General features: G+C 43.5%; 24 protein-coding genes and 3 pseudogenes. All 27 read left to right on the top strand.

Annotated elements, in window-relative coordinates; genetic code table 11:
* Positions 1–105 precede the first annotated feature (105 nt).
* The gene (locus tag VZ94_RS23510) at positions 106–771 is read left to right on the top strand and encodes a restriction endonuclease subunit S (RefSeq protein WP_052700661.1); all 666 of its coding nucleotides are present in this window, start codon (positions 106–108) and stop codon (positions 769–771) included.
* Between the two features lie 7 nt (positions 772–778).
* Complete coding sequence (locus tag VZ94_RS23505) at positions 779–1,501, top strand: restriction endonuclease subunit S (RefSeq protein ID WP_131655604.1); 723 nt, start codon at positions 779–781, stop codon at positions 1,499–1,501.
* Positions 1,498–1,884 carry a type VII toxin-antitoxin system MntA family adenylyltransferase antitoxin gene (gene mntA, locus VZ94_RS16500; protein WP_045780063.1) on the top strand — a complete coding sequence of 129 codons (387 nt, stop codon included), beginning with the start codon at positions 1,498–1,500 and terminating at the stop codon, positions 1,882–1,884. The genes VZ94_RS23505 and mntA overlap by 4 nt, the downstream gene beginning before the upstream one ends.
* Positions 1,865–2,278 (top strand): HepT-like ribonuclease domain-containing protein, encoded by a 414-nt coding sequence (locus VZ94_RS16495; protein ID WP_045780062.1) that lies wholly within the window; start codon positions 1,865–1,867, stop codon positions 2,276–2,278. Before mntA ends, VZ94_RS16495 begins: the two co-directional genes overlap by 20 nt.
* Positions 2,279–2,349: 71 nt before the next feature.
* Positions 2,350–2,586, top strand: coding sequence for a hypothetical protein (locus VZ94_RS27185; protein ID WP_204369187.1), 237 nt, complete (start codon positions 2,350–2,352; stop codon positions 2,584–2,586).
* A complete protein-coding gene (locus tag VZ94_RS16490; protein ID WP_204369186.1) occupies positions 2,522–4,828 on the top strand; it encodes a type I restriction endonuclease subunit R in 2,307 nt (768 codons plus the stop codon). The genes VZ94_RS27185 and VZ94_RS16490 overlap by 65 nt, the downstream gene beginning before the upstream one ends.
* Positions 4,785–5,600 carry an HsdR family type I site-specific deoxyribonuclease gene (locus VZ94_RS27180; protein WP_204369185.1) on the top strand — a complete coding sequence of 272 codons (816 nt, stop codon included), beginning with the start codon at positions 4,785–4,787 and terminating at the stop codon, positions 5,598–5,600. The genes VZ94_RS16490 and VZ94_RS27180 overlap by 44 nt, the downstream gene beginning before the upstream one ends.
* A 36-nt stretch (positions 5,601–5,636) precedes the next feature.
* The gene (locus VZ94_RS26100) at positions 5,637–5,813 is read left to right on the top strand and encodes a hypothetical protein (RefSeq protein ID WP_157844963.1); all 177 of its coding nucleotides are present in this window, start codon (positions 5,637–5,639) and stop codon (positions 5,811–5,813) included.
* A gap of 640 nt (positions 5,814–6,453) precedes the next feature.
* Positions 6,454–6,693, top strand: a complete 240-nt coding sequence (locus tag VZ94_RS32395) for an MraZ-related protein (RefSeq protein WP_338040473.1) — start codon at positions 6,454–6,456, stop codon at positions 6,691–6,693.
* A 34-nt stretch (positions 6,694–6,727) separates the two neighbouring features.
* Complete coding sequence (locus VZ94_RS32390; protein WP_338040472.1) at positions 6,728–6,922, top strand: division/cell wall cluster transcriptional repressor MraZ; 195 nt, start codon at positions 6,728–6,730, stop codon at positions 6,920–6,922.
* Positions 6,923–6,941: 19 nt separating this feature from the next.
* Positions 6,942–7,871 (top strand): 16S rRNA (cytosine(1402)-N(4))-methyltransferase RsmH, encoded by a 930-nt coding sequence (gene rsmH, locus VZ94_RS16480; protein WP_045780061.1) that lies wholly within the window; start codon positions 6,942–6,944, stop codon positions 7,869–7,871.
* Positions 7,868–8,086, top strand: coding sequence for a cell division protein FtsL (ftsL, locus tag VZ94_RS16475; protein WP_338040471.1), 219 nt, complete (start codon positions 7,868–7,870; stop codon positions 8,084–8,086). Before rsmH ends, ftsL begins: the two co-directional genes overlap by 4 nt.
* A 57-nt stretch (positions 8,087–8,143) precedes the next feature.
* Positions 8,144–8,488 (top strand): hypothetical protein, encoded by a 345-nt coding sequence (locus tag VZ94_RS16470; protein ID WP_045780060.1) that lies wholly within the window; start codon positions 8,144–8,146, stop codon positions 8,486–8,488.
* A 91-nt stretch (positions 8,489–8,579) separates the two neighbouring features.
* Positions 8,580–9,851: a peptidoglycan D,D-transpeptidase FtsI family protein gene (locus VZ94_RS16465; protein ID WP_239650020.1), complete on the top strand. Its 1,272-nt coding sequence runs from the start codon at positions 8,580–8,582 to the stop codon at positions 9,849–9,851.
* Complete coding sequence (locus tag VZ94_RS29475; RefSeq protein ID WP_239650019.1) at positions 9,844–10,008, top strand: hypothetical protein; 165 nt, start codon at positions 9,844–9,846, stop codon at positions 10,006–10,008. Before VZ94_RS16465 ends, VZ94_RS29475 begins: the two co-directional genes overlap by 8 nt.
* A pseudogene (locus VZ94_RS32385) lies at positions 10,005–11,494 on the top strand (UDP-N-acetylmuramoyl-L-alanyl-D-glutamate--2,6-diaminopimelate ligase). Before VZ94_RS29475 ends, VZ94_RS32385 begins: the two are co-directional and overlap by 4 nt.
* A gap of 40 nt (positions 11,495–11,534) precedes the next feature.
* Positions 11,535–12,896, top strand: coding sequence for a UDP-N-acetylmuramoyl-tripeptide--D-alanyl-D-alanine ligase (locus VZ94_RS16455; protein WP_239650018.1), 1,362 nt, complete (start codon positions 11,535–11,537; stop codon positions 12,894–12,896).
* Positions 12,897–12,908: 12 nt separating this feature from the next.
* Positions 12,909–13,991 (top strand): phospho-N-acetylmuramoyl-pentapeptide-transferase, encoded by a 1,083-nt coding sequence (gene mraY / locus VZ94_RS16450; protein WP_045780058.1) that lies wholly within the window; start codon positions 12,909–12,911, stop codon positions 13,989–13,991.
* Positions 13,992–13,993: 2 nt separating this feature from the next.
* The gene (gene murD / locus VZ94_RS16445) at positions 13,994–15,364 is read left to right on the top strand and encodes a UDP-N-acetylmuramoyl-L-alanine--D-glutamate ligase (RefSeq protein ID WP_045780057.1); all 1,371 of its coding nucleotides are present in this window, start codon (positions 13,994–13,996) and stop codon (positions 15,362–15,364) included.
* A 63-nt stretch (positions 15,365–15,427) separates the two neighbouring features.
* On the top strand, positions 15,428–16,552 hold the full coding sequence (gene ftsW, locus VZ94_RS16440; protein WP_239650017.1) for a putative lipid II flippase FtsW: 1,125 nt from the start codon (positions 15,428–15,430) through the stop codon (positions 16,550–16,552).
* Positions 16,545–17,600, top strand: a complete 1,056-nt coding sequence (murG, locus tag VZ94_RS16435; protein WP_045780055.1) for an undecaprenyldiphospho-muramoylpentapeptide beta-N-acetylglucosaminyltransferase — start codon at positions 16,545–16,547, stop codon at positions 17,598–17,600. The genes ftsW and murG overlap by 8 nt, the downstream gene beginning before the upstream one ends.
* Positions 17,597–19,028: pseudogene (gene murC / locus VZ94_RS16430) on the top strand (UDP-N-acetylmuramate--L-alanine ligase). The gene murG and the pseudogene murC overlap by 4 nt, the downstream one beginning before the upstream one ends.
* Positions 19,025–19,906, top strand: a complete 882-nt coding sequence (murB, locus tag VZ94_RS16425) for a UDP-N-acetylmuramate dehydrogenase (protein ID WP_045780053.1) — start codon at positions 19,025–19,027, stop codon at positions 19,904–19,906. Before murC ends, murB begins: the two are co-directional and overlap by 4 nt.
* A 34-nt stretch (positions 19,907–19,940) precedes the next feature.
* A pseudogene (locus VZ94_RS16420) lies at positions 19,941–20,820 on the top strand (D-alanine--D-alanine ligase).
* Positions 20,820–21,584 (top strand): cell division protein FtsQ/DivIB, encoded by a 765-nt coding sequence (locus tag VZ94_RS16415; protein ID WP_045780052.1) that lies wholly within the window; start codon positions 20,820–20,822, stop codon positions 21,582–21,584. The pseudogene VZ94_RS16420 and the gene VZ94_RS16415 overlap by 1 nt, the downstream one beginning before the upstream one ends.
* A gap of 47 nt (positions 21,585–21,631) precedes the next feature.
* Entirely contained in the window at positions 21,632–22,861 is a 1,230-nt protein-coding gene (gene ftsA / locus VZ94_RS16410) for a cell division protein FtsA (protein ID WP_045780051.1), read from the top strand.
* Between the two features lie 23 nt (positions 22,862–22,884).
* The coding region (ftsZ, locus tag VZ94_RS16405) for a cell division protein FtsZ (RefSeq protein ID WP_045780050.1) at positions 22,885–23,595 on the top strand (711 nt) is incomplete at its 3' end.

Below are 23,595 nucleotides of genomic sequence, written 5' to 3'. Positions count from 1 at the left end.
TTATGAAATACCGTTTAACCGGCATTTTGACCAATATCAACCGCCAAGGGATTTGGATGCTCTGAGCGCAGAGATTATGGACTTGTTGCGAGAGGTACATTCATAATGGCTGGTCGTTATCAAGCGTATCCTGAATATAAGGATTCTGGGGTTGAAACACTTGGAGCAATTCCAGCCCATTGGGAAACTCGTCAAGTTAGATTTCTTTTGAAAGATGGAGCGGAGGGAATCAAAATTGGCCCTTTTGGAAGTGCATTAAAACTTGAAGATATGGTTGATGATGGAATTAGAGTGTATGGACAAGAAAATGTAATTAAAAAAGATTTTACGCTAGGAAAACGACGAATCAGTTCATTAAAATTCTTAGAAATGCAAGTCTATCAAATTCAACCCTTAGACTTGCTTATTACTATGATGGGAACAAGTGGTAAGTGCGAACTGGTTCCCCAAGATGTGGAACAAGGCATTATTGATTCGCATCTCTTACGTTTACGTGTAAAAGAAGAAAATATATTACCGCGTTATTTTAGATTGCTGATAGATGACTGTCATGAGATAAAAAGTCAAATAGAAGTTAATGGAAAAGGCTCTATTATGCACGGACTTAACTCTAGTATTGTCAAAGCACTATTGTTGCCATTGCCCAATAAAACTGAACAAGCAAATATTTTGGAGTTTATTGGCCACGAAACCGCCAAAATAGACAACCTGATTGAAAAACAACAACAACTCATCCAACTGCTAAAAGAAAAAACGTCAGGCAGTGATTAGTCATGCCGTGACTAAAGGTTTAAACCCTGATGTGCCTATGCGGGATTCTGGGGTTGAGTGGTTGGGTGAGGTACCGGAGCATTGGATTGTTTCGCGTATTAAAAATGTTGTAACAGAAATTGTTGATGGCCCACACTTCTCTCCGAAATATCAAGATGACGGTTATATGTTCATATCAGCCAGAAACATTAAGGTTGAACGATGGTCGCTAGAAGATGCAAAGTACATTAGTGAAAATGATTTTATAGAATTCAGTAAAAGAGTTCGCCCCATGAAAGGTGACGTATTGCTTACAAAAGGTGGCACTACAGGAGTTGCACGTGTTGTTGATTTTGATTTTCCGTTTCAAGTATGGGTTCATGTTGCTGTATTAAAAATCATCGCATCAAAAGTAAATCCGTATTTCCTTGCTTTTGCACTTAATGGAACAGCCTGTTATGAACAATCTCAACTTTACACACGGGGCGCAACGAATAATGATCTAGGTCTTAGCAGAATAGCCAACATTTATTTTGTAAGCCCCCCAATAAATGAACAAAATGAGCTGGTTTCATGGATTGAAGGAAAATGTGAAACGCTTGATGAACTCATATATAAGTGCTTAAAAAGCATTGAGTTAATGCAAGAACGCCGCACCGCCCTAATCTCCGCCGCCGTCACCGGCAAAATCGACGTCAGACATTGGCAAGCCCCTGAATCCTTGCCTCGTATTGAAGACGTCGCCACATGAGCCCAGAAACCATGGCGGAAAATATAACCCGTGTCATTCACGCGCATGCACAGGTGGACGCCATTTATTTATATGGCTCACGCGCTAAACAAACCGCGCGTGAAGATAGCGATTGGGATATTGCCGTATTGTTCAGCACTTACGAAAACGACGCCACTGCGCGTGTGCTACGCCCGCAGTTGTTGGAAGCCGCCATTGAGAGCGCATTAAAGCTTTATACTAAGGTGAGCGTGATTGACTTGGAAACCGCACCGGTTTATTTGCAGTACAGCATTTTAATGTCCGCGCTTAAATGGTTTGATCGCAACGTACCGCATGTGAGACGGGTTGAGCAGAGTATTTTGTCAAAATGGGAAAAGGATTATGAGAGATATTGCTTATGAGCAAGCATTGCTTCGACATCAACGCAAAATGCTGCGTATCCTGGACGAAGCCAGCCTGGAAAATACAGCTGATTGGACGGAGCGCGATTATCTGGCGATACAGCGGGCCTTGCAGGTTTATATCGAATCCTTTATTGGTCTGGCGCGGTATTTTGTGCAGCAAAAATATCACTTATCGGTCAGCCAATCCCGCGAAGCTTTAGATGAATTAAAAAGTCGCGGTGACTTAAATGCACTGCAACACGGTGAATTGTTAAAAATTATCGGCTTTCGCAATGTGCATGATTATCTGGAGCTTAACGATGACATCGTGCAAGCGGTGGTTACTAAACGAAGCTACGCCCTGTTGGATGGCTTAATACAAGACTGGCGGCAGGCCTTGGAATGGTTATGACTCGTCAACTAACACACATCACGCGGCTTCAGTGTTCGCGTTATCCGCACAACTTTAACTGAAAGATTCTCATGGATAACAAAGCCAGGGAAAGTGTTTTTCAAAACGATATTATTCAGCACCTGCTCGCTAATGGTTGGTTATTAGGTTCGCCTGAACATTACCATCGTGAATTAGCTTTGTATCCAGAAGATTTGCTGGGCTTTGTGCAAGAAACCCAAGATACGCAATGGCAAAAATTCTGTGCGCTTTACCCCAATAATCCAGAGCAAAAAATTTCTGGAGCGTGTTGCCAGTCAGTTAAATAAATCTGATCCGAATGCCGCCAATAAAGAATTGCGTACTTTTGGCACATTGGGTGTGTTGCGGCATGAATTGCGCGATAGAGGCACGCGCTTTAGCTTGTGTCAGTTCAAACCTGAGCATGATTTGAACCCTGAGACCTTGGCGCGTTATCAAAACAATCGTTGTCGTGTTGTGCCGGAATTGGTGTACAGCCCTTGGGCGACTGCGCAACAGTTAGCGGAAACCGGCAGCAAAGCTAAAGCCTGGCGGATTGACTTGGTGCTGTTCGTCAACGGCCTGCCAATTGCGACCTTGGAGTTAAAGTCAGAATTCAAACAAGCGGTTCATAATGCGATTAAGCAATACAAAACCACTCGTTTGCCGGTTGATCCTGTTACTAAAAAACCAGAGCCTTTGTTAACTTTTAAGCGCGGTGCGTTGGTGCATTTCGCGGTCAGTCAGTACGAAGTGTATATGGCGACGCGTTTGGAAGGTGCTGATACTTATTTTTTGCCTTTTAATAAAGGCACGCAAGACGGCGGCGCGGGTAACGATATTCCCGATGATGTTGACCGCTATGCGACGGATTACTTGTGGAATGAAGTCTTAGTATCAGAAAACTTGCTCAACATTCTGGCGCGCTTTGTTCATTTGCAGATTGAGGAAAAAGAAGATTGGGAAGGTCGTAAGTACAAGAAAGAGGCGCTGATTTTTCCGCGTTATCACCAATGGGATGTGGTCAAAAAGCTGGTGAGCGCGGCGCGTAGCGAAGGACCAGGCCATAAATATCTGATTCAACATAGTGCGGGTTCCGGTAAATCGAATTCCATCGCCTGGACCGCACATCAACTATCATCACTCTACGATGCGAACGGTCACAAACAATTTGATTCTGTGATTATTGTGACCGATAGAACGGTATTGGATGATCAGTTGCAAGACACCATTTATCAGTTTGAGCATGTGGATGGCGTGGTCGGGCGGATTAACAATAAAGAAGGCGATGGCTCAAAGTCTGAAAAATTGGCGGCGGCGCTGGAAAAATCCCAACCCATCATCATCGTTACCATTCAAACCTTTCCTTATGTGCTGCGAGCGATAGAAAACAGCGTCAGCTTGAAAGAACGCTGCTATGCAATCATTGCCGATGAAGCGCATTCGTCGCAAAGCGGCTCTACTGCGCGTCAGCTTAAAGAAGTGTTGATGATTGAGGCGTCGGAAGACAACGAAGAAGAAGTCACTACTGAGGATATTTTGGATGCTGCCATAGCGTCTCGTCGTGCGTCTAAGAATGTCAGTTATTTTGCGTTTACTGCCACGCCAAAAACCAAAACCTTAGAATTGTTTGGTCGCTGTCCTGATCCCAACCAAGCACCGTCAAAAGACAATCTGCCTGCTGCGTATCATGTCTACAGTATGCGTCAAGCCATTGAAGAAGGCTTTATTCTGGATGTGTTGAAAAACTATACCAATTACAAAGTTGCCTATCACTTGGCGCTAGCAATCCAAGGCACTGATCAGGAAGTTGAAAGCAAAAAAGCCAAGGTCAAACTTAATCAGTGGGTGCGCTTGCACGACTACAACATTTCGCAGAAAGTCCAAATCATCGTTGAGCATTTTAAAGACAACGTGATGGGACTTTTGGGCGGTCAGGCGAAAGCGATGGTCGTCACCAGTTCGCGCAAAGAGGCGGTGCGCTATAAGCTGAGCTTTGATAAATACATTAAAGATAAAGGCTACCAAAACATTCATGCGCTGGTCGCCTTTTCCGGTGAGGTGGAATTTAATAGCAAAGACCCCAACACAGAGGGTTTGATGGGTGAAAAGTTTAGCGAAAGCTCAATGAACCCCAATCTAAAAAGCCGAGATATGCGTAAAGCCTTTGATACCGACGATTATCAAGTCATGCTGGTCGCCAACAAATTCCAGACTGGATTTGATCAACCTAAACTGTGCGCCATGTACGTGGATAAGAAATTGGCTAATGTGGAATGTGTGCAGACCTTGTCACGCCTGAATCGCACCTATCCTGGTAAAGCGGAAACCGGTACATTTGTGTTGGATTTTTTTAATGAGCCGGACGATATTCTGCAAGCCTTTCAGCCTTATTACCAAACTGCGGAATTGGCTGATGTTTCTGACCCTGACTTAATCTTTGATTTGTACGACAAGTTACGCGCCGCCAATATTTTTACCTGGCAGGAAGTGGAGCAGTTTTGCGATGCGTTTTTTTGTCAAAAGCAAAAGCAATGCGGCACTGGCTAATATTTGCAAACCGACAGTTGATCGCTGGCAAAAGCGTTACAAATCGGCGGTGGATGCCTACAAGCAAGCCAAAGACATGTTTGAGCGCACCAAAAAGACAGCCGATGCGGTGCTGATTGCGAATGCTGAAAATTGCTTCAAACAGTGTAAGCAAGAAAAAGATGCCTTGGAAATTTTTAAAAAGGATTTAGGCTCGTTCGTGCGCTTTTATGAGTTTATGTCGCAGATTGTGGATTACGACGATAAGGCCTTAGAAAAGCTTAGTCTCTATGCGCGTAATCTTCGACCCTTATTGCGCGAAACCTTTATGGAAGAAGACGGCATAGATTTGGATAACGTGACATTGAGTCACTACCGTCTGTCCATTATCAAAAAGCAGGACTTGAAGCTAAAAGAAGATGCTGGGGATTATAAGCTGGTGCCTGGGGATGATATAGGTACTGCGAAACCAAGGGATAGAAAAGAAGAGCTGTTGTCGCAGATTATTAGCCGTTTGAATGAGTTATTTATTACCGACAACCTGACAGAAAAAGACCTGGTCAATTATGCTTATACGATTAGAGACAAAGTCAGCGAAAACGCAATTGTCATGAATCAGATTGCCAATAACAGCGCAGAGCAAGCGATGCTAGGCGATTTTGGCAAGGCGATTGATGATGCGATTATAGATAGCAGTGAAGCCCACCAAAACCAGATGATGCAGCTTTTGTCTGATCCAGCCAAAGCGGCGGCGTTTGCTAAGGTGGTGTTTGATTTGTTGAAGTCTGCGTAATGAAAAGTTGTAGCTTATCTGAGCCGGTTATCTGAAGTGGATAAGTATGAGGTTAAATTTCCCTTGGTTTGCAAAATCCAGCAATTAGAAAAATATCGCTTTATCCGGGCAGATGAGGTTTTATTCGCCTACGATGCGCCAGATGAAAGCCAAGGCCAGCTATTCGCTGCATTAATGAGATTAAAGAGCAAATTAAAAGTGAAGGGGTTGTGATGGCTGATATAAAACAAGAAGAGGATATTGTTAAATTTGTTACTACATGAAAAGCGTTTTACCGAGTACTTGCTTTGCCAATTCTACATAAGAAAAAAGTTAGTGCTGATTTATAGTCCATGCTACATATAAAAAAGCACGTTAAAAACTGATAAATAGTGTTATACATCTCTACTTCGCAAGTATGGCGAATCTTTCGCCGATTCAATTATGAGCGGTCTCATTCCGCTCAACCACTAAACAACGGTTGACTTTGCAGCACTCAATTGGCTTGTTAACCTTGTACCCACAAAAATGTTGATAAATCAAATTACTATATAGATTATCAACGTCCTCCACTAATATGTCTGTTCTCGTTTAAGTTATTTTTTAGTCTAAAATAACCTTACACGGATTCAGTCATGTTAACCCGTTCCAGTTAATTAAAAGTCGAACAGGGTGTAACAAAGCTATTGATTACCAAGAAAATACCATAACCGAGTAAAGTAAATGTAATAAAAGTATGCTGTGTTTTTATCTAAGTCATTGTCAAGCAAGAAATTAATTAAATTGACGCTTGACTAAGCCACGCTTCAAATTTTATAGTGGTGCAAAATGGATTAAAGTGGAGGGAATTGGATAAAATTACCTTTGGAGTGGCATGCTTCGTGGTTACAGCTCGATAAGCTTGGATGAAAAAGGACGTATTGCGATTCCGGCACGTTACCGTGAAAGCTTGCAAGCGCTTTGTAAGCGGCAAATGATTATTACTCTTGCCGTAGATGAAAAAGGGGTAGGGCAAGCCAATTTGTTATGGCTATTCCCATTATCTGAATGGGAAGTTGTCGAACAAAAAATATCAAATTTACCTGCGTTTAATCCTATGGCATTAAAAACTTAAAAGGTATTTTATTGGTAATGCGGCTGAATGCGAGATGGATACGCAAGGGCGTTTGTTAATACCTGAGAAGCTTAGAAAATTGGCAAAACTGGACAAAAAACTCGTGTTAATCGGCGTAGGTAATAAATTTGAAATTTGGCGTGAAGATGTTTACAGCGCGGGTGAGCAAGCCTTTATGGCGGGTAGTGATAGCGAAGGCCTGGATGAACTAGGCGATTTAAGCTTTTAATTCTTAGCATGAGAGCGTTATGCAACATTATCCAGTCATGCTAGACCAGGTTATTGAAAGTCTGTCGATTAAACCTAATGGGATGTATGTTGATTGTACATTCGGTCGAGGTGGTCATAGTTCTGCAATTTTATCGCGTTTATCCGAGCAGGGATGTTTGCTAGCCTTGGATAGAGACCGTTCAGCACTAGATTCAGAAGAGGCCGTAGCGTTCCTTAGCGATCAGCGCACGAGTTTGAAACATTGCAGTTTTTCTGGATTAAAAGAGCAGCTAGCGGCTATCAATAAATGGGGGCAGGTAGACGGTGTGTTGTTCGATTTAGGCGTGTCATCACCTCAACTTGATGAGGCAAGCCGAGGGTTTAGCTTTATGCGTGACGGTCCATTGGATATGCGAATGGATGTGAGTACAGGCCAATCGGCAATGGATTGGTTGGCTACGGTGACAGAGCACGAAATAATCCGAGTATTATTTGAATATGGTGAAGAGCGTTATGCGCGTCGAATTGCTAAAGCAATAGTTGCGTACCGAGCGCAACAACCTATTACGACGACTAAACAATTAGCTGATCTTGTCACTGAGTCGATTCCTTTGCGAGAGCGTCATAAACATCCTGCAACACGCACCTTTCAAGCGATACGAATTGAAATCAATCAAGAACTTATACAGATAGAAACGGCTTTACAACAGGCGAGTTCGGCGCTTACGGCGGGTGGGCGATTAGTCGTTATCGCGTTTCATTCACTAGAAGATAGGCTGGTTAAGCGTTATTTAAAAGCTGAATCAGGTCGTAAATTTGATCCTGGTAAATTGCCCATTAAACAAGCGGATATTCCTAAGGGACAGTTAAAAATCATAGGCAAGGCGGTTAAAGCGAGTGCGCAAGAAATCTCTAGCAATCCTCGCGCCCGTAGTGCAATCATGCGCGTAGCTGAGAAGTGCGCATGAAAAACTTTAAGATTGTCTGTTTGATAGTGTTATTTGTCGTTTTAATCGCATCGGCTCTTGCCGTTGTTTATAGCAAGTATGATTCCCGTTTGTTATTCATAGAAATACAAGCTCAAGAGCAGGCGTTGAATCAGGCAGAAGTGGAATGGGGGCAAATGCAAATGGAGTTAACAAACGTTTGCCGATCAAAAACGAGTCGAAACGCTAGCCGTTGAAAAATTAAAGCTCGTTGTACCTATTAGAGAAAACATAGTTTATTTAAAACCTTAATAATGCTGGACTTTCGCTTTTTACCTAAAAACATTAAACCTAAAAATGATTTTTCAGGTAGACGACGTTTTTTGTTAATCGCGATGATGTCGGTAATGGGATTATTGACATGTCGGGCAGTTTTTTTACAGATATTTAATACAGAATTTTATCAACATAAAGGCGAAACTTTTCAAATTAACAACGTTGAGATTCCGGCTTATCGTGGCACGATAAAAGACAGAAATGGCGTCACGTTAGCGGGTAGTATGCCGGTTAGCACGATAGTCGCTGATGCCAAAGTCTTAGGGGAAGATGATGAGCGTCGTCTTGATGAGTTAAAAAAAAGACTACAGAAAAGACCATAAGGAGCTTAAAAAATTAGCAGATGCTGACTTAGAGTTGATTAAACAGGCTTATTATAAAGAGAAAGCTATCAAACTCCGTCAGTTAACCAGTATGTTGAATTTACCTAAACATAAGTTAACCGACTTAATGGCCGAGCAACCGCCTAAGCGATTTGTGTATTTAGCTAAAAAAATAGACCCCGCTATTAGCCAGCAGATTAAAGAGTTAAAGCTAGCAGGTATTGAGTGTCTCACTGAATTTAAGCGCTTTTATCCGGTGGCTGATGTATCAGCACACTTAGTTGGTTTTACTGATATTGAAGGCGTAGGGCAGGTGGGGTTGGAATTGGGTTATGAAAAGGAGTTGAAGGGTACCCCAGGTGGTAAGCGGGTATTAAAAGATGGTCATGGTCAGGTGATTGCTGAGGTGGCGAGCACAAAACCACCAGAATCTGGTAAAAGCATAGAGTTAACGATTGACCAACGCATTCAGTATTTAGCGTATAAGGAGCTTGAAGCTGCTGTTACGGCAAATAAAGCTCAAGCAGGCACGTTGGTGATTTTAGATGCAAAAAGCGGCGATATTATTGCGGCCGTTAATCAGCCTTCTTTCAATCCGAATACGCGGGAAAATTTAAAAGAAGCGGTTTATCGCAATAGGGCATTTACAGAGGTGTTTGAGCCAGGTTCGACGGTTAAACCTTTTATTGTCGCAGCTTCGTTAGATCATGGTTTAGTACGGCCCAATGACGTGTTTTATACGCAAGGCGTTTTTCATATTGGCAGCCATACGGTTAAGGATGTTCATAACTATGGCACTATGGATTTAACACAAGTTTTGAAAAAGTCTAGCAATATCGCAGTGAGTCAGATGGCATTAAAAATGTCGTCTTTGTATTTATGGGAGTTTTATCGCAAGTTAGGCTTTAGTCTACCGATTAAGACAGGTTTTCCTGGTGAAGCAAGAGGCAGTTTAATTAATTATAAAAGAATGCGTGAATTTGATCGTGCCACGCTGTCATTTGGTTATGGTGTTAATGTGTCTGCGTTGCAATTGGCTCAAGCCTACACCGCGTTAGCGGACGATGGCATGTTGCATAGAGCTAATTTGATTAAAAACGATGACACTCAAGGAATTGATACTGAGCGAAGAGTATTTACCGCCGCAACCGCTAAACGGGTACGTGCCATGATGGAACATGTGGTAAGCAAAGACGGCACGGCTTATGAGGCTAGAGTACACGGTTATACGGTGGCAGGAAAAACCGGTACGGTGAAAAAGGCGAATGGTAAGCATGGATATGCTGAGAAAAAATATTTTTCTGTTTTTTTGCGGGCATGGCACCGGCAAAAATCCTCGTTTAGTGATGGTCGTTATGATTGATGAGCCATCTGCGGGTCAATATTACGGTGGTTTAGTATCGGCGCCGGTGTTTTCTAAAGTAATGAGTGGAGCGCTGAGGATTTTAGATGTGGCGCCAGATCAGCTGGAAACCATGCCGATTTTTGCTAACACAAACGCATTAATTGAGTGTAGATGAATATCATTGACTGGTTAGTAGATGTTGGGTATTCGGTTGCAGATAAAGCCAGCCTAACATCAATAGAAATAAATGGCTTAGCGTTGGATAGCCGAGCAGTTAAGCCGGGTAATGTATTTATTGCTTTATCGGGTAGTCGCCAACATGGTTTAGCTCATGCACAGCAAGCGGTTTTAAACGGTGCGGTGGCAATTATTTACGAGCCTAATGGTTCAGAGGCTTTTGTTGAAACACTTGCGATTCCAGTGGTGTTTATCGCTGTGCAAGATTTAGCTCAACATTTAGGCCAATTGGCCGCGCGTTTTTATCACCAGCCATCCAAGGCGTTAACGGTCATAGGCATTACCGGAACCAATGGTAAGACGTCATGTAGTCAGTTTTTAGGGCAGTTGCTAGAGGACTGTGGCGTTATTGGCACATTGGGTTGGGGAACGTTTGGCGCATTGCAACAAACCATTAATACCACGCCGGATGCGATTAGCTTACAACAGGTATTAGCCCATTTTGTTGCCACTCATCAACGCTATGTCGCGATGGAGGCGTCTTCTCATGGTTTGGCGCAAGGCCGGGTAGATGGGATTGAATTTAAAGGCGCAGTGTTTACTAATATTAGCGCGATCATTTGGACTATCATCAAACCATGGAGTCCTATATTCAAGCGAAGTTGAGCTTATTGACCAAGCCAGGGCTAGAGTTTGTTGTTGTTAATTTAGATGACGCAGAAAGTGCTAAATTCTGTGAGATGACGCCTAAAAATGCCCAATTATGGGGGGTTAGTCGTCATGGTAAACGCGTTGATTATGCTGAAAGCGTCATTGCAACGAATGTAAAAACGTTAACCCAAGGCTTTGCGATAACGGTGGCATGGCGAACTCAGCAACAGGAATTTTTATTACCGCTTTATGGCGAGTTTAATGTTGATAATGTGTTATTAGTGTTAGCGGTTTTATTAGCGTTAGGTATCGATTTTGACCAAGCTACGCAACGGTTAACGCGCTTGCAGCCTATAGCGGGCAGAATGGAAGCGTATATTTATCCTAATAGCCCTAGTGTATTTATTGATTATGCGCATACGCCCGATGCATTAGCGACGGTGTTATCAGGAGTTCGTCAGCATTGCCCGCAAGCGTTATGGGTTGTATTTGGTTGTGGTGGTAATCGGGATAAAGGCAAAAGACCCTTAATGCGTAGAGCGGCTGAACGCTGGGCTGATAGAGTCATTATTACTGATGATAATCCGCGCGATGAAAATAGCGCCGATATTATTCAAGACATTATGTCTGATGCGGATGCGGACAAGATAGTTGTTATGCCTGACAGAGCTTCGGCTATTGGTTATGCGATTAAACATGCACAGGCGAATGATTGTATTGTTGTGGCGGGTAAAGGGCATGAAAATTATCAAGAAATCAAAGGGGTACGTTACCCGTTTAGCGATAAGCAAACGGTATTGACCGCCTTAAATAACAAACGAGAGATGGCATGACTATTCCAAAAATAATGAAGGGCGCTTCTTAAATATGGCCATGCGATTAAGTGAAATTGCAGCTTGTGTTGGTGGAGCATTACTGGGCGAAGATAAAACAATACATTCTGTTAGTATTGATACAAGGACGATTAAGCCTGAGCAGCTTTACATTGCGATAAAAGGGCGACAGTTTGATGGTAATGATTTTGTCGGTGATGCCGAACGTGCTGGAGCTGTTGCGGCTTTAGTTAATCATGGAGTCAGTGCAAATATTCCGCTGATACAGGTTGCAGATACACGCTTAGCTTTAGCACAGTTAGCGGCCAGATGGCGGCAAGCTGCGCCTATACGCATGGTAGGTATCACGGGGAGTAATGGTAAAACAACTGTTAAGGAAATGACAGCCGCTATTTTGGCGGCAGCAGCCGGTGATACCGATAAGGTGTTATTCACTCAAGGTAACTTGAATAATGATATTGGTGTACCACTTACATTGCTTAGATTGCAAGATGTTCATAAGTTTGCTGTTATTGAAATGGGGGCGAATCATCCTGGCGAAATTGCCTATACCAGCAAAATTGCCCAAGCCGATGTGTCGATATTAAATAACGCTGGCCCTGCGCATTTAGAAGGCTTTGGTAGCGTGGAGGGCGTAGCTAAAGCAAAAGGCGAGATTATTACCAGTTTAGCGGATAACGGTATTGCGATATTAAACAGGGATGATCCATTTTTTGCTTTTTGGCTAGAACTTGCAAAACCAAGACGCGTGCTATCGTTTGGTCTTAATAGCTTAGCTGATGTATCTGCTAAGAATTTAGCGATGAGTATACGCGACGAGCAATTTATAACGACATTTGATTTAGTAACCCAAGCGGGTGTGGTTAATTGTTGTTTGCAATTAGCCGGGCGTCATAATGTGTTAAATGCTCTTGCTGCAATAGCGGCAGCGCTGGCATTAGATATTGATATTAATGCTATTGTGCAAGGTTTAGCATCGGTTAAGCCGGTTACCGGACGTTTACAGTTATTGCGAGGGCGCTTAGGCAGTATTGTGATTGATGATACTTACAATGCGAATGCTGCGTCATTAAAGGTTGGGCTGGATGTCTTAGCGCTGTGCAATAAAGAATCTTGGCTAGCTTTAGGCGCGTTTGGTGAATTAGGTGAGGGTAGCGAACAGATACATTTTGAGCTAGGTCAAATGATAAAAGCGAGTGGTGTAACAAAATTATATGCTACGGGTAACAATGCTAAACATACAGTAACAGCATTTGGTGAAGGCGCACAGTATTTTGAAGAGCAAGAACAATTAATTACAGCGCTTAGCCAAGACGTGCGAGGACATGAGGCGATATTGGTAAAAGGTTCCAGGTCACAACGCATGGAAAAATGTCGCTGCAGCCTTAGTGGAAAATTTTAGGAAATAACAACAATGTTATTGTATTTAGCAGACTATTTAATGAGCTTTAACGGTGGTTTTAGAGTTTTTCATTATCTGACATTTAGAGCGATTTTAGGCGTGCTCACTTCATTAATGATTTGCTTTATCATCGGCCCTGCGATGATAAAAAAGTTAAGAGGTAACAAGATTGGTCAAAGCATTCGTGAATTAGGACCGCAATCGCATTACGAAAAAGCGGGTACACCGACTATGGGTGGCGCGTTAATTTTAATTGCCATTTCTGTTAGCACGTTACTATGGGCTGATTTAAGCAATCGTTATATCTGGGTTGTTTTGTTGGTGACCTTAGGTAATGGCGTTATTGGTTTTATTGACGATTATAAAAAAGTTATTAAGCGTAACAGCGACGGTTTATCGGCTAAGGCTAAATATCTGTCGCAATCTATTATAGGTTTGGCGGCAGCGTTGTTTCTGTACAACACGGCTACATTACAGGTAGAAACCCAGCTCATCGTGCCTTTTTTTAAAGATGTGATGCTGAATATGGGGTGGATGTATGTGGTGCTAACGTATTTTGTCATCGTCGGTACGAGTAATGCGGTTAACTTAACCGATGGTTTAGATGGCTTAGCGATTATGCCTACGGTTATGGTTGCCGCAGGTTTAGGCGTGTTTGCGTATTTATCAGGGCATAGTGCTTTTGCGCAATATTTAGCGATACCGTATGTGCCGCATGTGGGTGAGTTAATTGTCTTTTGCGCCGCATTGATTGGTGCTGGCTTAGGGTTTTTATGGTTTAACACCTATCCCGCGATGGTGTTTATGGGCGACGTAGGTGCCTTAGCATTGGGTGCGGCTTTAGGTGTGTTAGCCGTTATGGTTAGGCAAGAGTTGGTTTTAGTGATTATGGGGGGCGTCTTTGTCATGGAGACCTTGTCGGTCATTATACAAGTTGCGTCGTTTAAACTGACGGGTAAACGCGTGTTTAGAATGGCACCTATCCATCATCATTTTGAATTAAAAGGTTGGCCTGAACCTAGAGTTATCGTCAGATTTTGGATAATTACCGTGATTTTGGTATTGATTGGACTAGCCACATTGAAGCTGAGATAACCATGGACACTGATGCGGTTATTAAATTATTGCAACAACATTTTGGCTTAAATCCTCGCGATTCTAAGGTATTAGTCGTAGGTTTAGGCAGCACAGGTATTTCTGTTGCTCATTATTTACATAAACTTAGGTTTAAATTTGCCGTAACTGATAGTCGAGATAAACCGCCGTTACTGGAGCAGTTTATTCAACAAATACCCGATGCACCTGTGTTTACCGGTGGCTTTGATGAGATGGCTTTTCAAGTTGCCACGCATTTAGTGGTAAGCCCTGGATTGTCGCTTAATGAAAAAGCCATTACTAAAGCGGTAGCAGGCGGTGCCAAAATCGTCAGTGACATTGATTTATTTGCGTGTTCCGTACCAGGGCCTATTGTCGCCATCACCGGTTCCAATGGCAAAAGTACTGTGACGACTATGGTGGGGGAAATGGTTAAAGCCGCCGGTTTACGTGCTGCTGTAGGCGGTAATTTAGGTGTGCCGGCTTTAGAGCTCATTGAGCAACACGCCGATATTAATGTAATTGAATTGTCGAGTTTTCAATTAGAGCGCACGACAGTTTTAAACGCTACCGCAGCTACCGTATTAAATGTATCGCCTGACCATTTAGATAGACATGCAGATGTTGCCGAATATGCGCGCCAAAAACAACGTATTTTTAAGGGCAATGGCGCGATGGTGTTAAATATTGACGATGCTATTGTTGACGCTATGTACGAGCTTGACCGCAAAACTTATACGTTTTCGATTAAAACCCAAGCTGATTTTTATATAGCTGAGCAGGCTGGCGGTGAATACTTAATGTATGAGCAATCGCCATTAATGCCATTATCGGCGTTGCCTTTGGAAGGCCGACATAATGCGGCGAATGCGTTAGCCGCACTCGCATTAGGCACAGCCATCGGTTTGCCAATGGAAGCAATGTGTGAGTCCTTGCGTAAATTTAAAGGCTTAGAACATAGAATGCAAAAAGTAGCCGAGATACGCGGCGTGTCTTGGGTGAATGATTCAAAGGCTACGAATATTGGCGCGTGTATTGCTGCATTAGAAGGCTATGCGCGCAAAGTGATTTTAATTGCAGGTGGCGATGCGAAGGGCGCGGATATGAATGAACTAGCGCCGGTGATTAAGCAAAAAACTAAAGCTGTGGTACTCATGGGTAAAGATGGGCCGTTAATTGGGCGAGTATTAAAAGCGTCAAATGTGCCTGTTTATTTTGTCGATAACATGGTGCAAGCGGTACAAACAGCGGCTAACTTAGCTGAGACAGGCGATAGCGTATTATTGTCGCCAGCGTGCGCGAGTCTTGATCAGTACAAAAATTATCAAGATCGCGGCAATAAATTTACTAAAGCTGTATTAGCGTTGGTGTAATCGAAGGTGAAGATGCCAAGCCGACTACCTGTAACCAGACGCTTCCATGTTGATAGCCTGCTTATGGTAGCGTGCTTAGGTTTACTCGCGATAGGCTATGTTATGGTCGTGTCTTCATCGATTCATATCGGTAAAAATCAATTAGCGAATATTTGGAATTATCCATTTAAACAATTTGCTCACTTAATGTTAGGCATGGCGTCGGCGTATTTAATTGCCAAAATACCGATGCAGCAATGGGAAAAATGGGGTATCAAGTTATTTTTTTTCGGCGTGATTTTGTTGGTGATTGTGTTAATTCCTGGCGTGGGTGTGACCGTTAATGGGAGTACGCGCTGGCTTAATTTAGGTATTTCTATTCAAGTATCTGAGTTAGTAAAGTTTTTTTCAGTTGTTTATATGGCAGGTTATGTGACGCGGCGGGCGGATTCGTTGCGCACGTCAATCGTAGGATTGTTAAAACCATTGGCGCTACTCGGTGTTGCCGGTGTTTTGCTGTTATTAGAGCCAGATTTTGGTTCAACCGTCGTAATTATCGCGACAGCAATGGCACTTATGTTCTTAGCAGGCGCTCGCTTAGTTCACTTTGGTATTTTATTTAGTGTCGTGGCTGCGGCGGGAATAGCGTTAGTGATTGTATCGCCTTATCGCTTGGAGCGCGTGGTTGGCTTTTTAGATCCTTGGACGCATTTTAAAACTAGCGGTTATCAATTAGGCAATGCCTTGATTTCGTTTGGCATGGGAAAAGTATTAGGCGTAGGACTAGGGAATGGTGTGCAAAAATTGTTTTATTTACCTGAAGCGCATACGGATTTTTTACTTTCTGTGGTTGCGGAAGAATTAGGTTTAGTGGGCGTGTTGACGGTGATGGCGTTGTTTTCGTTATTTATCTGGCGAGCATTCAAAATAGCGGAGGCAGCCGAGCGTATAGGACAATTTTATGCGTCTTATGTGGCTTACGGTTTAGGTATTTGGTTTGGTTTACAGGCGCTGATTAATATTGGTGTCAATATGGGAGTTTTACCTACGAAAGGCTTGACGCTGCCGTTAATGAGTTATGGTGGCGGTAGTATGATTATTATGTGCTGTGCCGTGGGTTTGCTATGTCGTGTTTATGATGAAGCCGTTGAGATTAAAGCCAATACCATTCCAGAACCTAGAGTGAGAGTTAAAGCAAAACATGAATAAACGGATTGTCATTATGGCCGGAGGTACAGGAGGGCATGTATTTCCGGCACTCGCTGTGGCCGAGTATATGCGTGAGCAAGGCTGGCAGGTAACTTGGTTGGGGACGGCAAAAGGCTTAGAAAGCAGAGTTGCTCCACAATATGGCATTGAAATCGATTATTTGGCTGTTGCAGGTTTGCGCGGTAAAGGTGTGTTGCAAAAAGTCAGCGCGGTTTTCAAATTAATGCAAGCGTTTATACAAGCGTTTGTCGCATTAAAACGGCGCAAACCTAGTGTGGTACTCGGTATGGGGGGATTTGCCGCCGCACCGGGTGGGTTAATGGCAAAGCTTTTAGGCATACCACTAGTGATTCATGAGCAGAATCGTGTGCCTGGAACAACGAATCGTTTGCTTGCTAAGCTAGCATCACGTCGTTTAGAAGCATTTCCTAGTAGTTTTGATGCCAGTGTTAATGCGGAGTGTACTGGCAATCCTTTGCGTAAGTCGTTTAATCAAGCAGCCTTAATGGTGCGCGATTTTAACAAACCGGTTTTGAATGTATTAATCGTTGGTGGTAGCCAAGGTGCTCAAGTGTTAAATGAAATTGTGCCGGAGGCTATGGCTAAATTAGCTGCGGTGAAAATTATGCATCAAACCGGCTCAGCGATGTATGAGCAGGTTGCAGAGGTGTATAGAGCGCGGAAAATCGATGCTGACGTTAAGGCGTTTATCGATGATATGGTTAGTGCGTATCAATGGGCTGATTTAATGATATGCCGGTCTGGAGCGATGACGGTTAGCGAAGTATCCGCTTTAGGTGTACCTGCTATTTTTATCCCGTTACCTGGAGCGATTGATGACCATCAGCGGGCTAATGCCAGCTATTTAGTGTCTGCAGGGGCGGGTTTCGTACTGGAACAACAAGCGTTAACAGCCGATAGTTTGGCCGATTTGGTTAAGACGATGCTGCCTAAGCTAGCCGTCATTAGCGCGGCGGCAAAACAATGTGCTCGTTTGCAGGCAACTGAAACGGTTGCAGCCATTTGCATGGAAGAGGCGGGCGTATGAACTTTCCAAATAAGGATATTAGAGGTTTTGGTAATGTTCGCCGCATTCATTTTGTTGGCATTGGTGGTACGGGCATGTGCGGCATTGCTGAGGTATTATCTAATTTGGGTTACCAAGTATCCGGTTCTGACCTAAAAGAAAGCTCGGTAACTCAGCGTTTAGCGCGTTTAGGCGTGAATATTGTCTTAGGTCATAGTCCGGACAATATTGCCGATACCGATGTGGTTGTGGTGTCTAGTGCTATAGACAGGCAGAATCCAGAAGTAGAACAAGCTTATGTTAAGCGTATACCGGTGATTCCGCGTGCTGAGATGTTGGCTGAATTGATGCGATTTCGTTTTGGCGTCGCAGTTGCGGGCACTCATGGTAAAACGACGACAACAAGTTTAACGGCAAGTATCTTAGCGGAAGGTGGTTTAGACCCGACGTTTGTAATTGGTGGTCGATTAAATAGCGCGGGTAGTAATGCGAAATTGGGTGCTGGACATTATTTGGTTGCTGAAGCGGATGAAAGCGATGCGTCGTTTTTATATTTACAACCGATGATTGCGATAGTGACTAACATAGACCAAGACCACATGGCGACCTATGAAAACAGCTATCAACGTTTAAAAGAAACGTTTTTAGAGTTTTTACACCATTTGCCTTTTTACGGTTTAGCCGTGTTATGTCTTGATGATGATGGCGTCAAAGAAGTCTTGCCCATGATTTCTAAGCCGGTAAAAACCTACGGCGTTTCGGAACTCGCTGATGTTAGAGCGGTGAATATTGTTCAAGATGGGATGCAAACCGAATTTACCGTGTTAAGGCGCGGCGACTATCCTGCACTTAACATACGACTAAATTTGCCGGGCTGGCATAACATGTTGAATGCACTAGCGGCTATTACGGTAGCAACGCAATTAGGGGTTGATGATGATGCGATAAGCGCAAGTCTTGCTGCATTTAAAGGTGTGGGTCGACGCTTTCAACACACACTGATTGAGTTACCAGCATTAGGTCAAATACCGCTGGTTGACGATTATGGTCATCATCCTAAGGAGATTGCGGCGACATTGGAAGCATTACGCCAGGCTTGGCCTCATAGACGTAATATATTGATTTTTCAACCGCATCGTTATACCCGAACGCGTGATTTATTTGAAGATTTTGTTCATATTTTATCGAGTGTTGACGTATTAATTTTGTTGGATGTGTATGCGGCAGGAGAAACCGCAATACCGGGGGCGGACAGTCGTGCATTAAGCCGAGCGATACGGATACGGGGTAAAGTCGATCCGGTGTTTGCAGAGGATTGGCAAGAAATTCCAGAATTATTAACCCGTTTATTGCGTACTGATGATGTGGTCATGACCATGGGGGCGGGCAATGGTGGGGCAATTTGCTGCGCAATTACCGCAGTTATTGCAAGAGGCCTGGCCTAAATGACGTCAACCTTAGGGCGATTGCTTTATGACGAACCGCTAGCAAAATATACCAGTTGGCGTGTCGGTGGACCTTGTGACTGCTTGTTTATACCTGAGCATAAGCACGATTTAATCGCGTTTATTAATCAGCTGCCAAGCGCTGAGCCGTTATTTTGGTTAGGCTTAGGCTCGAATGTGTTAATTAGAGACGGTGGTATTCGAGGGACGGTGATTAATACTAAAAATCGGTTAAAAGAGATGTATTTGACCGAACCTACCGTAGTTTATGTAGAAGCCGGCGTGCCATGCGCTCATGTTGCGCGTTTTTGCGGTGAACAAGGTCTGGTCGGTGCTGAGTTTTTAGCCGGTATTCCTGGGACTATGGGCGGTGCGCTCGCGATGAATGCCGGTGCATTTGGCGGGGAAACCTGGCCTATTGTTCAAGCCGTGGAAACCTTAAATAGACAAGGTCATACGCAATGGCGCAGTGTTAATGAGTTTGAAATCAGTTATAGAACGGTTAAAGGATTAAACGATGAATGGTTTACCTCGGCTTGGCTAACCTTACAGCCTGGAGACACCGAACAGAGTCAACAAAAAATTAAAGCGTTATTAGAGCGGCGCGCACAAACACAGCCGACTAATCAGCCGAGCTGCGGTTCGGTATTTAAGAACCCGCCAGGCGATTTTGCCGCTCGATTGATTGAGCAGACTGGGTTAAAAGGCTATGTCATAGGCGGGGCAATGGTGTCGCCTAAGCATGCTAATTTTATTATTAACACCGGTAGTGCGAGTGCTAGCGACATAGAAGATTTGATTTTTTATGTGCAACAGCAAGTGAAACAACAACAAGGCGTAGTATTACAAACTGAAGTCTGTATGGTAGGTGAGCGTGGTTAAAAAACCAGAACAATTTGGCCGTGTTGCTGTATTAATGGGCGGTACTGCCGCAGAACGACCGATTTCTTTGAAAAGTGGTAAAGCGGTCTATGATGCGCTGATACAACAAGGTGTAGATGCTGTAGCGGTGGATATTACCGGTGACTTTGTCAATTCATTAAAGGAATTAAACGTCGATAGAGTATTTAATGTCATTCATGGTCGTGGTGGCGAAGACGGTATCGTGCAAGCTATTTTGGAGAGTTTAAGTCTTCCTTATACCGGTAGCGGAGTATTGGCATCGGCCTTGGCGATGGACAAGCTTAGAACTAAATTGTGTTGGCGTGGCTATGGTTTAAGCACGCCGGATTGGAGTGCGATAACACATGAAGGTGATTTAGCAAACTGCGCCGAACAATTAGGTTTTCCGTTGATTGTTAAGCCTGCGTTGGAAGGTTCTAGCATTGGTATTAGCAAAGCTGACAATTATGAACAATTGGTGCAAGCATGGACTCATGCTGCACAATACAAGTGCGATGTGTATGCCGAGCGCTGGATTAAAGGCTGTGAATACACCGTAGGATTATTACAAGGTGAAGCATTGCCGGTTATTCGCTTAGAAACCCCGCATAGCTTTTATGATTTTGAAGCGAAATATCTTGCGGAAACGACGAAATATCACTGTCCTGCTGGTTTAAACGAACAAGATGAACAAGGTTTGCGTAAGCTGGCTGTGCAAGCGGCAGAGGCATTAGGCGTAAAAAGGTTGGGCTAGAGTTGATGTGTTTATTGATGAGCAAGGTCAATACCAGTTAATTGAAATTAATACTGTACCGGGTATGACCGATCATAGTTTAGTTCCTATGGCCGCTAAGCAAGCAGGCATTGATTTTGCTGAGTTAGTATTAAGGATATTGGCAACTAGTTTGGTGTAATGGAAAAGTCCAGCGTGAGAAAGCTGTTTTTCATTGCATTAGCCTTTATTGTTGTCGTTGGAATTGGCTATTCCACGGGTAGATTAAAAGCACCGATAAAAATTGCCTCATTACCCATTAAGTTCGTACGAACCGAAGGAGTGTTTCAATATATTACTAAAGAGGAAATTAAAGCGGCCTTATTGCCTTCGGTAACAGGCAATTTTTTAGAGGCTGATATGCAAGCGATTCATAATGCAGTGGCGGCTATGCCCTGGGTTGAAGCAGTAACGGTGAAGCGGATATGGCCTGATACGATAGACATTAGGGTTACAGAAAAAAAAGCCTATGTGCGTTGGGGCGAAGACAGCTTAATGACAGAGCAAGGCGTAATTTTTAAGCCTAAAACCATAGAGGCGCATCAAGAGTTAATTAAACTGACGGGCCCGGATGGGCAGCAGATGAAGGTATTGGAGATTATGAAAGGCATTGTGACCGCATTAGACGATCATTCTATGACGTTAGCGGAATTCGCGGTCAACAAACGCTGGGCATGGACGCTGAAGCTAACCAGTGGCTTAGAAATTTTATTAGGGCGCGATGAACAGTTAAAAAAACTGCAGCGCTTTTTAAAATCGCTAACGGTGTTAACACCAGAGCAAATCGACGCCATGGCCGTCGTGGATTTGCGTTATCCGAATGGTTATGCGGTATCTTGGAAACCGGATAGACAGCCGGACTGGCAGAACGGCTTAAGCCCTGAGCAAACACCCCCTCAGGATTAGATGAGTGATAATAAAGTTTGATTGGGCAACCCATAGAGTAAACAAGAATGGCTAGAAATAGAACCGAACGTAACTTAATCGTCGGCTTGGATATAGGCACATCAAAAGTCGCTGCGATTGTTGGTGAGCTGACTAATGAAGGTGGTATAGAAGTCATAGGACTAGGTACTTCACCCTCGCGCGGTTTAAAAAAAGGCGTGGTTGTCAATTTGGAATCGACCGTACAATCGATACAAAAAGCAATAGAAGAGGCCGAATTAATGGCAGGTTGCCAAATTAAATCGGTTTTTGCCGGCATAGCGGGCAGCCATATAAGAAGTTTGAATTCGCACGGCGTAGTTGCGATAAAAGACAAAGAAGTCACGCAATACGATATTGATAGAGTGATTGATTCGGCGCGGGCTGTTGCAATACCGGCCGATCAAAAAATTCTGCATATCCTACCGCAAGAATTTATTATTGATTTGCAAGATGGTATTAAAGAACCCATAGGCATGTCGGGCATACGCTTAGAAGCGCGAGTGCACATGGTCACGGGCAGTGTTAGTGCTTCGCAAAATATCATTAAATGCATTCGTCGTTGCGGTTTAGAGGTAGAAGATATTGTCTTAGAGCAGTTAGCATCGTGTAATTCGGTATTAACCGAAGACGAAAAAGAATTAGGCGTGTGTTTAATCGACATGGGCGGCGGTACGACTGACATCGCTATTTTTGTTGACGGTGCTATTAAACATACGGCGGTGATACCTATAGCAGGCGATCAAGTGACCAACGACATTGCCGTTGCATTGCGTACACCGACTGTTAATGCGGAAGATATTAAGCGTAAATATGCTTGTGCATTAACACAGTTAGCTAATGTTGATGGCATTATTGAAGTGCCTAGCATTGGTGATAGAGCACCGCGTAAGATTTCAGCGCAGAATTTGGCAGAAATCATCGAGCCTCGTTACGAAGAATTGATGCTCTTAGTACAAGCAGAAATTAGACGTAGTGGTAACGAAGAATCGATTGCTGCAGGTATTGTCTTAACAGGTGGTAGTTCAAAGGTAAAAGGTTTAGTGGAGTTAGCAGAAGAAATTTTTCATATGCCAGTTCGTATGGGGGGGCCCGAAAACGTGACTGGCTTGCCAGAAGTAGTGAAAAATCCAGTACATTCAACTGGGGTTGGGTTGTTAATGTACGGCAAAGAACACCAAGGTCTAGGTAAGCATGTAGAAGCAGATGGCGACAGCTTGGTTAATAAAATTAAAAGTTGGTTTCAGGGTAATTTTTGAGCTTTTTAAGGGGTAGTGTTGTGATGAAATATGAATTAGTAGAGCCCAATAGCGAGACTGCCATCATCAAAGTCATTGGTGTCGGTGGCGGTGGCGGTAATGCGGTTGACCACATGGTGGGCAATCATATCGAAGGAGTAGAGTTTATTTGCGCGAATACCGATGCACAAGCGCTAAGAAAACTCAATGTCAATAAAATTATTCGCTTAGGCGATGATTTAACCAAAGGCTTAGGTGCCGGTACGAATCCGGACATAGGCCGACGTGCGGCTGAAGAAAACAAAGACCGTATCCGCGAAATTTTGCAAGGCGCCGATATGGTGTTTTTAACTGCGGGTATGGGAGGTGGTACAGGTACTGGTGCGGTGCCGGTGTTTGCTGAAATTGCCAAAGAAATGGGTATTTTAACGGTAGCCGTTGTCACTAAACCGTTTGAGTTTGAAGGCAAGAAAAAAATGGATGTGGCGTTACAAGGTATTGCCGAGTTAGAAAAATATGTAGACTCGCTTATCACGATTCCTAACCAAAAGCTATTGCCGGTGTTAGGTGAAAATGTTTCGTTGTTGAAAGCCTTTCAAGCCGCTAATGATGTGTTAAAAGACGCCGTACAAGGCATTACTGAATTAATCGTCCATCCTGGTTTGATTAACGTAGACTTTGCTGACGTAAAAACAGTCATGTCTAGCATGGGTGCTGCGATTATGGGTATAGGTTCCGCAACTGGCGAGTATCGT

This window comes from Methylocucumis oryzae, from assembly GCF_000963695.1.
Lineage (GTDB): Bacteria > Pseudomonadota > Gammaproteobacteria > Methylococcales > Methylomonadaceae > Methylovulum > Methylovulum oryzae.
This window is presented reverse-complemented; position numbering and strand designations above follow the sequence as displayed.